Source organism: Thiothrix litoralis, assembly GCF_017901135.1.
Lineage (GTDB): Bacteria > Pseudomonadota > Gammaproteobacteria > Thiotrichales > Thiotrichaceae > Thiothrix > Thiothrix litoralis.
This window is the reverse complement of the sequence record NZ_CP072801.1, coordinates 4,019,853-4,032,614: the sequence shown is the minus strand read 5'-3', so window position 1 is coordinate 4,032,614 and position 12,762 is coordinate 4,019,853. Positions and strand designations below refer to the sequence as shown.

12 protein-coding genes are annotated in these 12,762 nt (G+C 53.5%); 6 read left to right on the top strand and 6 right to left on the bottom strand.

Annotated features, from left to right (window positions below; all coding sequences use genetic code 11):
- The first annotated feature begins 106 nt into the window (after positions 1-106).
- Genes J9253_RS19500 through J9253_RS19490 form a run of 3 tightly spaced genes read left to right on the top strand, consistent with a single transcriptional unit; the run spans position 107 to position 2,422 of the window.
- The gene (locus J9253_RS19500) at positions 107-1,354 is read left to right on the top strand and encodes a multifunctional CCA addition/repair protein (RefSeq protein WP_323128856.1); all 1,248 of its coding nucleotides are present in this window, start codon (positions 107-109) and stop codon (positions 1,352-1,354) included.
- 52 nt (positions 1,355-1,406) lie between these two features.
- Positions 1,407-1,727 (top strand): heat shock protein HspQ, encoded by a 321-nt coding sequence (hspQ, locus tag J9253_RS19495; protein WP_210222497.1) that lies wholly within the window; start codon positions 1,407-1,409, stop codon positions 1,725-1,727.
- Positions 1,727-2,422, top strand: a complete 696-nt coding sequence (locus tag J9253_RS19490; protein ID WP_210222496.1) for a sulfite exporter TauE/SafE family protein — start codon at positions 1,727-1,729, stop codon at positions 2,420-2,422. Before hspQ ends, J9253_RS19490 begins: the two co-directional genes overlap by 1 nt.
- 2 nt (positions 2,423-2,424) lie before the next feature.
- On the opposite strand, the gene J9253_RS19485 is transcribed toward J9253_RS19490, so the two are convergent.
- Both J9253_RS19485 and J9253_RS19480 read right to left on the bottom strand, forming a co-directional pair.
- The gene (locus J9253_RS19485) at positions 2,425-2,961 is read right to left on the bottom strand and encodes a redoxin domain-containing protein (protein WP_210222495.1); all 537 of its coding nucleotides are present in this window, start codon (positions 2,959-2,961) and stop codon (positions 2,425-2,427) included.
- A gap of 87 nt (positions 2,962-3,048) precedes the next feature.
- Positions 3,049-3,189: a hypothetical protein gene (locus J9253_RS19480; protein ID WP_210222494.1), complete on the bottom strand. Its 141-nt coding sequence runs from the start codon at positions 3,187-3,189 to the stop codon at positions 3,049-3,051.
- 530 nt (positions 3,190-3,719) lie between these two features.
- Between J9253_RS19480 and J9253_RS19475 the strand changes: the two genes are divergently transcribed.
- A complete protein-coding gene (locus tag J9253_RS19475) occupies positions 3,720-9,158 on the top strand; it encodes a cadherin domain-containing protein (RefSeq protein WP_210222493.1) in 5,439 nt (1,812 codons plus the stop codon).
- A gap of 139 nt (positions 9,159-9,297) precedes the next feature.
- Here the strand turns inward: J9253_RS19475 and J9253_RS19470 are convergent, their stop codons facing one another.
- The 4 genes from J9253_RS19470 to J9253_RS21405 form a co-directional block, all read right to left on the bottom strand.
- Positions 9,298-10,509 (bottom strand): RNA-guided endonuclease InsQ/TnpB family protein, encoded by a 1,212-nt coding sequence (locus tag J9253_RS19470; protein WP_210222492.1) that lies wholly within the window; start codon positions 10,507-10,509, stop codon positions 9,298-9,300.
- 162 nt (positions 10,510-10,671) lie between these two features.
- Complete coding sequence (locus J9253_RS21415; protein WP_407701782.1) at positions 10,672-10,962, bottom strand: RNA-guided endonuclease InsQ/TnpB family protein; 291 nt, start codon at positions 10,960-10,962, stop codon at positions 10,672-10,674.
- A gap of 54 nt (positions 10,963-11,016) precedes the next feature.
- Complete coding sequence (locus tag J9253_RS21410) at positions 11,017-11,172, bottom strand: hypothetical protein (protein ID WP_407701781.1); 156 nt, start codon at positions 11,170-11,172, stop codon at positions 11,017-11,019.
- 10 nt (positions 11,173-11,182) lie between these two features.
- A complete protein-coding gene (locus tag J9253_RS21405; protein ID WP_407701780.1) occupies positions 11,183-11,620 on the bottom strand; it encodes a hypothetical protein in 438 nt (145 codons plus the stop codon).
- A 124-nt stretch (positions 11,621-11,744) separates the two neighbouring features.
- On the opposite strand from J9253_RS21405, the gene J9253_RS19460 reads away from it, so the two are divergent.
- Positions 11,745-11,993 (top strand): hypothetical protein, encoded by a 249-nt coding sequence (locus J9253_RS19460; RefSeq protein WP_210222491.1) that lies wholly within the window; start codon positions 11,745-11,747, stop codon positions 11,991-11,993.
- A 111-nt stretch (positions 11,994-12,104) separates the two neighbouring features.
- The gene (locus tag J9253_RS19455; RefSeq protein ID WP_210222490.1) at positions 12,105-12,737 is read left to right on the top strand and encodes a cadherin; all 633 of its coding nucleotides are present in this window, start codon (positions 12,105-12,107) and stop codon (positions 12,735-12,737) included.
- Positions 12,738-12,762: the final 25 nt, after the last annotated feature.

The following is a 12,762-nucleotide window of genomic DNA, read 5'->3' as shown; positions in this document are numbered from 1 at the left end:
ATCACGTTCTAGGTCAATGTTGGCCTTATTTATCAATAGATTAGTGTTCTCTAATATAGTAGAAAAAAGATATACTTCCCCCTAAACAGGCAGCCATAATCCCCCTATGAACGAAATAAAAACTTACTTGGTCGGCGGCGCTGTCCGTGACCCCTTACTGGGGCTGTCTCTCAAGGATCGCGATTGGGTCGTAACAGGCGCAACACCCGCTGATTTGCTGCAACAGGGTTTTAAACCCGTGGGCAATGATTTCCCGGTATTTTTGCACCCCAAGACGGGTGAGGAATACGCTTTGGCACGCACCGAGCGCAAAACAGCCAAAGGCTACCACGGCTTCCAGTTTCATGCGGCGACCGATGTCACCCTGGAACAAGACCTTGCCCGCCGCGACCTCACCATCAATGCGATGGCGCAAGATGAGCAAGGCACTCTCATCGACCCTTACGGTGGGCAAAGCGATTTGCAGCAACGCTTGCTGCGGCATGTATCAGCAGCCTTTGCCGAAGACCCGGTACGCATCCTGCGGGTAGCCCGTTTTGCCGCACGTTTCGCACCACTGGGTTTTCAGGTGGCAGAAGAAACCCGGCAACTGATGCAAAACATGGTCGCAGCGGGCGAAGTCGACGCACTGGTTCCCGAACGGGTCTGGCAGGAAACCGTGCGGGCACTCTCAGAGCCTGCGCCGGAACGTTTCTTTGAGGTATTGCGTGACTGCGGTGCCTTGCGCGTGCTGTTCCCGGAAGTCGACCGGCTATTCGGTGTGCCGCAACCTGCCCACTATCACCCGGAAATTGATTGCGGCATCCACACCCTGTTAGTGCTGCAACAGGCGGTGAAGCTGAGCGCAGCGCCCGAAGTGCGTTTCGCCGCGCTTACCCACGACCTCGGCAAAGGGCTGACCCCGGCAGACATCCTGCCCAGCCATCACGGGCATGAACTTGTTAGCCGCCAATTGACGACACAACTGTGTGAACGCCTGAAAATTCCCACCCGCTTTCGTGAATTGGCGGAACATGTGGCGGAACAACACGGTCGAATTCATAAAGCGCTGGAATTACGCCCCAAAACGTTCCTGAAGGTGCTGGAAACCACCGACGCCTTCCGCAAGCCGGAACGCTTTGAACAATTGCTGCTGGCGTGCGAAGCCGACGCGAAAGGCCGCACCGGGTTTGAAGAACGCCCTTACCCGCAAGCGGAACGCTTTCGTGAGGTGTTGGCAACCTGTCAGCAAGTCGATGTGCAAGCCGTTATCCAGGCAGGTTTTCAGGGCGTACAGATCAAGGAAGAAGTACATCGGCGACGGGTCGAGGCTACCCGTGAAATATTAGGACATCTTGATATTGAGGGCGAGTAGCCGCATATTAGGGATAGAGCATTACTATGAAAAGCATAGAGGAATTATCACAATGGAAGAGAAAACCGCTTCTTTCGGCCTTGGTCAGGTCATTCACCACCGCCTGTTCAACTACCGTGGCGTCATTTTTGACGTTGACCCCGACTTCAAGGGCACGGAAGAATGGTTCGAGAAAAACGTGGAAGCCGGTAGCCCCACCAAGGAAGAGCCGTGGTATCACGTGCTGATTGATCAGGATGGGCGAGTAGCTTACGTTGCCGAGCGCAATCTGGAAGCCGTGGAAACCGTCGAACCGGTCGAACACCCCTTGCTGGAAAACTTTTTCAGCGGCTTTGTTGGCGACCATTATCAGGTACGGCAGACCCTTAACTGATGGAGTGGAGTTGGCTGAGCCATTCCAATTACCTAGCGGCTTTTCTGGTCGGGTTATTGGGGGGAGTACATTGCCTTGGCATGTGTGGCGGTATTGTCAGCGCCCTGACGTTCAGCCTGCCCGCTGCACAGCGTAATAACCCTGCCAACCTGTTTCCCATACTGCTGGCTTATAATAGCGGACGCATCGGCGGCTATACTTTAGCTGGGGCATTGGCAGGCGGTTTGGGCGCAGCCTTTTTGTCATTGGGCGAACTGGAAAGCGTGCGGCACGGTTTGCAAATTTTCGCGGCGCTGTTCATGGTGGCACTTGGCTTGTATCTGGCGGGCATCTGGGCAGGTGTTGCCAACGTTGAAAATGCCGGGCGCGTGCTGTGGCGGCGCATAGAACCACTGGGACGGCGTTTTATGCCGGTCGATTCCCCCGCGAAAGCCTTACCGCTGGGGTTTATATGGGGCTGGTTGCCTTGCGGGCTGGTATACAGCGTGCTGATCTGGACGTTATCAGCGGGCAGTGTCGCCAACGGCGCGTTGCTGATGCTGGCATTCGGGCTGGGAACTTTGCCGAACCTGTTGCTGATGGGCGCAGCAGCGGCGAAACTTGCCAAATTCACCCGTAACCAAACCGTCAAGCAGGTGGCGGGATTGCTGGTGGTCGCACTGGGCTTACTGCTACTATGGCGGGCGCTAGGCTAAAGCTACACCAACCACCCCGCCAACCACAAGCGCAGACGCAAACCCCACCCCGTTGTCACCCCGGACTCGCGAAACTGGATTGTGCCTTCGCCATCCAGTATGTAATCGGTCGGCACGGCATGAATACCGTACTTCCCGGTCAGTGAACCATCTTCATCGACAATCGTGACCCAATCGGTAATGCCTTTGCGCTCCATGTAACGCTGCACTTCTTCTTTACCGCCAGACTGAAAAGCAACCGTAATCACCTTCCAGTCCTTGCCAAGCCCGGTGATAGTGCCTTGCCCCAGCTCGCATATCGGACACCAACTTGCCCAGAAGTGCAGGAGCACGGGTTTGCCACGGTAATTATCTAAGTGGATCACCTCGCCATTGAGGGCGGTGCGTTCAAAGTCCGGGGCTTCGCCTTCCAGCATCCCGCGATGTTGCCAGGCGCGAACGCCACCAATCAAAGCAACGATAACGACAATCTCAACCAACCAGCGCAGCCAACGCCGCTTGCTGGGCTGTTTAGCATTCCCCAAAGTACGAGTCTCCATGCAATCTATGTGCGTGTCATTCAATGCGGGGATTGTAGCACAGCACATACCCCGCACTACGATACTGACCCAGATTCGAGCCGTTTTTCATGGGGCGTACTTTCCCAGCTTCCAGTCATCCACGGTTTTGCTCTCACTGCTGAAGTGGATGCCCAGCAAGCGTTTCGGGCGTTCATCCTCATAATACTTGTCGGCATAGCCACGGTTTTTGATCAGGTTGCGTGGCAAACCCCGTCCTTCAGGTCGGGGAGGATAGCACGGGTGGCGTTGCATGGTGGATGCTCGTGAATGACTTTAGGGTAAGCATAGCATAAGCACTGGGCATCCTAACTTGGAACCGGATATAGACAAAATACGGCCTGTTCCACCAATCAGCCTATTTGGTTTAAGTGCCACCGACATCAGCTCACGCGGGATCACTTCTTGACCAAGCGCTGGATTTCTTCCCAATCCAGCCGCCACATGGGGGCAATGCAGTAGTGGTCTTTAGGGTGGACGCGACAGTGGTATTGAAATAGCGTTACCTCGCCCCGCTAGTCTGTTTTCTATTGCCACCCATATAAATCTTATGGAATATGAACAAGTAATAATGCCCAGCCACCCAACCACATGGCTCATGCACAATGCTTGGCAATAATAAATTAATAACAAATACACCATAACTGGGGGACTTACTGATGAAGGATTCGCACAATCGGCGGAATATAACACACCAAAAATCCGCCTTAACCACATTAATCCTATCGGCTACACTAGTTTTGGCGGCATCACCCGTCTTTGCTGCGGGAAGCTGTGAGGGTGCTGGCGGCTCAGGAGGCCGACAGTTCTGGCTGGGCGTGCTGGGCAACTATAGCAATGCAGGCACAATCCACCTTAACCTGGTTGGCAAAGAGGGCACAACTGGCACACTCAGCAGCAAAGATGGCAGTTGGTCGTTGAACTACACCGTCCCTGCTTCTGGCTTTTTTGAAACAGACTTACCCAATATTTTTCAGGTCAGTGGCGATGGGGTCATACTCAACAACGGCTTGAAAATTACCGGCAGCAATGATGTTTCAGCCTATATTATCAACGAACAAACCTATACGACAGACGGTTTTCTAGGCTACCCAACAACTGCCTTAGGCAAGGAATACTACGTTATTGGTTATAACGGCCTCAATGCCACAGCACCTTCACGCGGCATGGTTGTTGCTTCACAAGACAATACCAGTTTGACAGTGACAAAACCGGGTGGCTCCCCAGTCAACATCACCCTGAATGAAGGGCAAGTCTATTCTTTTGAAAATGGTGTCAACGACATTACTGGGTCACATGTCACTGCCGATAAACCTGTGTCGGTCTTCGGCGGCGCAGCTTGCGCGAATGTCCCTGTTGGCGTGACATCCTGTGACACATTAGTAGAGCAAATGTTGTCGGTGAAAGACTGGGGTGTGGAGTATGTCGTTCCCCCTATTCCCTACGGGCAAATGTTGCGGGTAGTGGCGGCTGAAGCAGGTACTGAAGTCTATAAAGACGGCACTCTCGTTGCAACATTAGGTGCAGGTGGCATTTGGACAGGCAATGCAACCAATAATGACACGGTGCACCGCTTCACCACTAACGGTAAAAAGATTCAAGTTGCCCAATATGCAGTGGGCGCACAATTCAGTGGTACAACCGATGTTGACCCAGCGATGGGAATTGTGCCTTCTCGCGAAATCTGGCTAACCCGCCATGTATTTAAAGCACAACCCAACTTCGCCAATACCTTGTTGATTGTCTCACCAACGGCCAATACGGGTAATTTAAAAATCAATGGCGCAGCACCCGCTACGGCTCCTACTTGGATAACCGTACCCGGCACTGATTTATCATGGACAAAAATTGTGGTGGCAGCGGGCGCTATGTACACCATCACCAATGATGTCGAGATTGGAATTACCGTATTCGGCGGTAAAGAGTATGAATCCTACATGTTACCAGGCAATATGGGCTTGGGTGACTTCGACCTTGATAACATCCGCGACCCACAGGACTGTGACGCAGACGGTGACGGCATCCTCAACTCCGTGGAAAAAACCAATGCTTTACCGGGCACGAATGGCGACTCAGATGGCGATGGTCTCGTGGATGAACTGGACTTGGACAGCGACAATGACGGCATCCCCGACAACATCGAAGCCCAATCCACCAGTGCTTACATTCCCCCATCTGGCAACATATCCCCATCAGGTTTAGATAGCGCCTATGGTACAGGCTTAACCCCAGTGGATACTGACGGCGATGGCATTCCCGATTACCTTGATCAGGATTCTGATGGGGCAGGAACCAGTGACACCATTGAAGCTAGCATTACATTGGCAAACAATGATGCGGATAATGACGGGCTGGATGATGCCGTAGACACGGATGACAATAACTATGGCCCTCCCAATGCAGGTATTACCGATGTCCTGAATGCTTACCCAAAAAATGGCTCAGAGGTTAACTGGCGGATACTCGGCAACCATGCACCGATCATTTCCACAGGCAGCGGCAGCGACACATACAGCATCAATTATCCTGAAGGCAAAACCGGTACAGCGGTGGATTATGACGCTACAGATACGGATGGTGAAACCGAAGGCTCTGGCCTAACCTGGTTAATCAGCGGCACGGATGCTGCTTTATTTGATATTGACTCGAATACAGGGAAAATCGCATTCAAAGCTGCGCCAGGCTGGGGTACACCCAAAGACGCAGGCGCAAACAACGTCTATGACGTTATCATCACCGTTACCGATGCTACCGGCGAAATCGACCAACAAACGTTGGGCATAACAGTGACCGAAATCGACACCGACGGTGATGGTATTGGTAATTCAAAAGACAACGACATTGACGGTGATGGCATCCCCAATAGCGTGGAAGGCACGGCTGATACCGATGGTGACAACATCCAGAACCAGTATGACCTCGACTCCGACGGTGACGGCATCCCTGACAATATCGAAGCGCAAACCACCACAGGCTATCAAGCACCTTCTGGCACGGTCGCTGCCAATGGGGTTGATACCGCCTATGGCGCTGGCCTGACGCCTGTCAATACCGACGGCACCGATACACCGGACTATCTGGATACCGATTCCGACAACAGCGGCTCAAACGACACCGCAGAAGCGGGCATTACCCTGTCTGGCAACGATGCAGACAAAGACGGTCTGGATGATGCTATCGACAGTGATGATGCAGGTTTTGGCTCTGCCAACGCGGGCATTACCGATGTACTGGCGACCTACCCCGGCAACGGCAGCAACGTTTACTGGCGTTTAGTGAATGCTGCTCCGGTCATCCCCAACCCTGCTGCTATCGACTACGTGGAAAAAACCACGGCTCCAGCGGTTGACCTTGCTGCCACCGATGACACTAACAGTGAAGGCAAAGGGATGGTTTACAGCATGACAGGTGGGGATGATATGGCACTGTTTGCCATTGACCCGGCAACAGGTGAACTGACCTTCAAGACCACCCCAAACTTTGCAGTCCCTGCTGATAAAGACGGCAACAACACCTACTTGGTGGAAGTAGCCGCTGCTGATGCGGAAGGCGCGATCACCAAAAAACTGTTGACCATTACCGTGCTGAAAGATACCGACCATGATGGCATTGGTGACAAAAACGACCTCGACGTAGACGGTGACGGCATCCCCAACAGCGTGGAAGGCACAGGCGATATAGACGGCGACAGCATCCAGAACCAGTGGGATCTGGACTCCGACGGTGACGGTATCCCCGACAATATCGAAGCGCAAACCACCGCAGGCTTTAAAGCCCCATCCGGTGTGGATGCGGACAAGAACGGTATTGATGATGCTTACGGCGCTGGCCTGACCCCGGTAGATACCGAAGGCGACGGCAAGCAAGACTACCTCGACCTTGATTCCGAAAATACCGGCGGCGATGACAATACCGAATCCGACGTACCGGTACTTTCCGGCCTAGATGCTGACCACGATGGTCTGGATGACACCATTGATACTGACCCCACCAGTTTCGGCCCGGCCAATGCAGGCATCACCGATGTGCTGGCGGCTTACCCGAAAACTGGCGCGGAAGTGAACTGGCGGATTCCGAATACCCCGCCGGTATTCACCTCACCAACGGCTGCAACGCTTGATGAAAACAGCACCGCTGTGGCACTGAACGTGGAAGTCACCGACGATAAAAACAAGGAGTCAGATTTCACCATCGGTTACAGCATTGTGGGTTCGGATGACGATGCGCGTTTCACCATTGACCCGAAAACCGGCGACATCAAGTTCAAACTGGTGCCAGACTATGAGAAACCGATCGACAAGGACAAGAGCAACTCCTACATCCTCACAGTGAAAGCCTGTGACATGGAGGGCGGCTGTTCCAACCAGACTATCACCATCAACGTGATCGACGTGGATGAGGACAATGACAACGACGGCCTGATGGATTCCAAGGAAAAGCTCCTGGGTACTGACCCGTGGAACCCCGATTCCGATGGCGATGGCCTGAAAGACGGTGAGGAAGTGAATACTCTCAAGACCGACCCGCTCAAGGCTGACAGCGATGGCGACGGTTTGTCCGACGGCGATGAGGTGCTGAAATCCAAAACCGACCCGCTGAAAAAAGACACCGACGATGACGGTGTAAACGACAAGGCCGAAGTCGGCGCTGACCCGACTAAGCCGGTGGATACCGATGGCGACGGTACGGCGGATGCGTTCGATACTGATGATGACAATGATGGTGTCCTGACCAAGGATGAAGCACCGGATGCCAACGGCGACCTGAGCCCCGACGATGCGCTGGATACCGACAAGGATGGTATTCCCAACTACCTCGACAAGGAGGACGATGGTGACGGCGTGCTGACCCAGTACGAAGACCCGGCTGGCAAACGTGATACTGACAAGGATGGCATCCTCGACTATCTGGATGAAGACGATGACGGTGACGGCCTGCTGACCGAATACGAGCAAGCAGACCCGAATGGCGACGGCAACCCGGCGGATACCCGTGACACCGACAAGGATGGCTTGCCCGACTATCTGGACAACGACGATGACGGCGATGGCGTGCTGACGAAGTACGAAATGGCTGACAAGGACGGCAACGGCAACCCGACGGATGCCACCGATACCGACGGCGATGGCAAGTTCAACTGGCTGGATGTGGACGACGACAATGACGGTATCCTCACCAAATACGAGAACCCTGACCCGAACAAGGACGGCAATCCGGCGGATGCACAGGATTCCGACAAAGATGGCAAACCAGACTTCCTCGATAATGATGACGACAACGACGGTAAGCTGACGGTTGACGAAAAGGCCGACAAGAACAAGGATGGCAATCCGCTGGATGCCTATGACATGGATGCGGATGGTATTCCGAGCTACCTCGACCCGGATGAAATCCCTACCGTGGTGCTGCATGTGCGGGGCTTCCTGCAAGGCGCTTACAACACGGCGGATGGCCTGATGCGCGATGACTTGCGCAAGCTGGGGCTTATCCCAAGCGTACAGCCATACACTGATGCAGTAACCTCGCTGGGTTACGTGGGAACTGAAACCGCTGCACCGGCAGTGCTGGCAACAGCAGACAATAATGCACCTGTCGACTGGGTGGTGGTGGAAATCCGCGACAAGACGACACCAAAAACGGTGGTGACACGCGTTGCCGCTCTGCTCCAGCGCGACGGAGATGTTGCCAACCCGCAGACCAATGAGGTCAAGCTGTTGATCCCGAACGTGGTGGAAGGCCAGTACTACGTGACCCTGCGTCACCGCAACCATCTGGGGGTGATGACCAAAGACGCAGTATTGCTGTCACCAACACTGGCAGCCATTGACTTCGGCTTGCCGAGCCAAACAGTCAGCGGCACTAACGCCCGTCTGCAAGGCACGGATGTCAGCCTGATGTGGGCGGGTGAAGCCAACAACAGTGACAGTATCATTGCCAACGGCCCCGGTAACGACACCAACGTGGTGCTGGGTACGGTGCTGATGCACCCGACCAACCTATTGACCAACAGTAACTTCCGTTTGAAAGGCTACTATGTCACTGATCTGAGTCTGGATGGCACAACCATCTACTCAGGGCCAAGCAATGACATTAACCTGCTGTTGGGCAATGTGTTGCTGCATCCGGCTAACAGTTTGTTCGCGGCGAACTACATCATGGCGGGGTCGCTTCCAAAGTAACAATACGTTGACCTTGAGGACAGTACAAACGGCTCGGATCGCAAGGTTCGAGCCGTTTTCATAAAAAAATAATGAAACAGGTTAATCACTATGGCATTGACATCCTCCCCTCCCTGAAGGAAGGGGATTCCTACTGCATTCAGCTAGATAGCTGACTGACTTCGGCGGGTTCCTGCTTCACAGAGCGGCTTAAGGCCGCATCTCCACAAGCTAACAAGCGGTATCTCCGCTCTTTGACATTGATCGCGCCGACATGATCGGCATGATTTTCATAGTGGCATTTCACGCACACAAACCGTGCTTGCGTCTGACGATTATCCGCCGCTACATGATGACATTCTGGGCACTCTTGACTGGTATAATGCGGTGGCACAGTGAACAACATGCCGCCTTTCCATGCCATCTTGTAGTCGAGTTGCCGTCGAAATTCACCCCAGCCTTGGTCGAGAATGGCTTTGTTTAAGCCGGACTTTTGGGCAACGTTCTTGCCGGGGTTTTCTGCTGTGCCTGCTGCTGACTTGGACATATTCCGTACCTGCAAATCTTCGATGAACACGAGCGCGTGGTTTTGGCTGAGCGTGGTCGTCGCCTTGTGCAGGAAATCGCGGCGGGCGTTGGCAATTTGCGTGTGAATTTTTTGGACGTTGGCTTTCGCTTTTTTCCAGTTGTTGCTGAATTTTTGTTTGTGCGCCATGCGCCGTTGATATTTGGCGAGTGTGGCTTGTTTGCTCTTGAAGCTGTTACGCGATTCCATCCATGTGCCGTCGGAGAGCGTCGCAAAACGCGCTATCCCAAGGTCAATACCGATAGCAGTGGTTGCGAGTGTGGCTGGCAATTCCACTTCGCGCTGGGTTTGGATGCTGACAAACCATTTCCCGCCTTTGCTGGAAACCGTGACATTGCGCAGTTCACCCAACACATCGCGGCTGTTGCGGTAGCGTATCCAGCCCAGTTTCGGCAAGAAAAGTCGGCTATTGCCTGGGTCGAGCTTGATTTGTTTGGGGTCAGGATAACGGAAGCTGTCACCGCTGCCCTTGCGCTTGAAGCGGGGGAAGTCGGCACGTTTGGCGAAGAAGTTTTGGTAAGCCTTGTCGAGATCTTTGAGGGCGTGTTGCAGGGGATGAACCGGGGCATCTTTCAGCCACGGCGTTTCTTCCCCATTGCGCCATGCCGTCAGGTGTTTTGCCATTGCCACGTAACCGATGAATTTTTCACCCGCTTCATGGTTGGCTTGCTGCAACGCTAACGCCCTGTTGTAAACGAAGCGGCATGACCCCACAAAACGGCGCAGTTGACGCTGTATTTCACCGTTGGGTATGAGTTCGTATTTGAAGGCTTGGAGTCGTTGCATCCTCAGAGCATAGCCAAAAATGGAGAAAGTCGCAGGGGCATTATGCTGTTAACGGGGCTGATTATCCGACCAAGCTACCGAACAGAGGGAGGCGTTGCCTCCCGCGCTATCCTCCCCGACCTGAAGGACGGGGTTTGCCGCGCAACCTGTTGACATCCCGCCCTAAAGGGCGAGGATTCCTCCTGCGAGACGGCTATGCCCAGCCGCGAGAATGTTGCGGGCTGCATTGACATCTCTGTCGTGCAGCGTGCCACAGTCGGCACACATCCATTCCCTTATTCCAAGCCCTGTCCTACCTTTCGGACTGTTGGCGGAAAGGCTCCCGCAACACGAACACGTCTGGGTACTGTACGCTTCGTTGACTTCTGCAAACACCACTGACCGCGCTATCGCTTTGTATTTCAGTTGTGTTTTCAACATGAACCAGCCTGCATCCAAGACGCTTTTAGCCATCGTGGTTTTTGCGAGGCCAGCACTGCTGACGTTGCCAACGAATATGACACCGTGCTATTGCACCAGTGCGGTGGTGAATTTGTGAGTGTCGTCTTGGCGTTGGTGTTTGATTTTGGCATGAATAGCCTTGACGCGCTGCTTTTGATGGGCGCGTTGGGCTTTGCCGAGCTTCACTTCAAGGTTGCGGTAACGCTGCTGGCGTTCCAGCACCGTGCCATCGCTACAGACTGTCCCACACTTTGAAAAAATGCTTGTTATAGCGAACTTGTCCGTCCTTCCAAACCGCCGCACCCGACTTGAAGGGAATCCAGCCCAGCGAACGTTGGGAACCACCAGAAATCCGCCAGCGCAATTTGTCTTTTTTGAACTGTTTTCGGGCTTTCGCGTGTGCCTCAGTGACTTCTTGCACGGTTTGCGAATGCAGGGTGAAGCCGCGCTCTTTTTTGTACGCTGCCTGCTGTTTGGCGAGGTCGAAGGCGGTGATGTTGCTGCGCACCCAACCTACACCGGGAATGGGCATGGTGCTGTATTCTGCTGTGTAAGCATTGGCGAAATTCCACACCTGATTGCACTCAAACGCCCACTGACGCAACACCGGCGCGTGTTTGTCGCGGATGCGAACTTTGAGCGTTTTCAAGGTGGTGGTGATAGGGTTCATGGGGTAGAGTGTAGCGGTATTATGGCAAAAAACCACTGGGTGGACGATACTTCATCAGAGAAAGCCGAAGACGCTTATATCCTCGCCCTGAAGGACGAGGTTTTACGCGATTACTGATAAAGTGGTGAGCATAGTCCCCAGCAATGATGCCAACCCGCTCTTGGGCACGATCATGGCTAGCCCCAGCAATACCACGGCAAGCAATAACTTCCGCTTGCCCGGTTACTACGCCGCAGACCTGAATATGGATGGCCTAAGCGTTTACAGTGGCCCCGGCAATGACACCAATCTGTTATTGGGTAATATCGCGCAGTATCCTGCCAATACGGCGGGCGCGGCTAACTACATCATTAACGGATCAATGCCAAATTAATACCAACAATATAGAACCCACCCACTTATCAGTAAAATATTTTCTTTTATCAAAAAACATTTATCATCATGGCAACCATAACACTGGGCTAACCCAAACAGGAGACAATCAATGAAAACAAATAAGTCCTTCCGTCAACTTATCGCCTTGACTGGCGCTGTTGCCTTGGCTATTGCAGCAGGCAACGTTGCAGCTAAAGACAAAGCCACCAGCACGGCAAACGCTGACGCTGAAATCGCCTCTGCACAAGTCCTTGCCTACAAAATCGCGTTGGCAGAAGACGGAAAAACCTACCAAGTCGTCATGAAACCTTCCGCGACCCCCAAGCCAGACATCAGTCTGACCGGGCAAGTTACCTTGAAAACACCACATGACAGCGCCTTCAAGGTAATAGACCTGAGCAGCGCCATTGATGGCTCCAACTGGGTAGAAGCCTCCCGTGTCGATGCGCCCACGGAAGATGCCAAGCACGATTACATTTCCTTCTCGTTTGTTGGCCTGCAAGGTGCCAGCGCCCGTAACTACAACTGGGAGGCAGGCAAGGAACAAGTGATTTTCAGCTTCCAGAACGAAGGCGGCTGCGTGGATGGTGTCACGTTGATGGCTAACGATGATGCTTTCAATATCAACGCCAACTCTGCCAACACCAATCCTGGCAACCAGTTCACCAACCTTGGTTGGGGTTCGGTCAACGAGAACCATTACGCAGGCAATTACGGTGATGCCATCGCCTGCAAAAAGTAATACCGGCAAGAACCCTTGCCCCGCT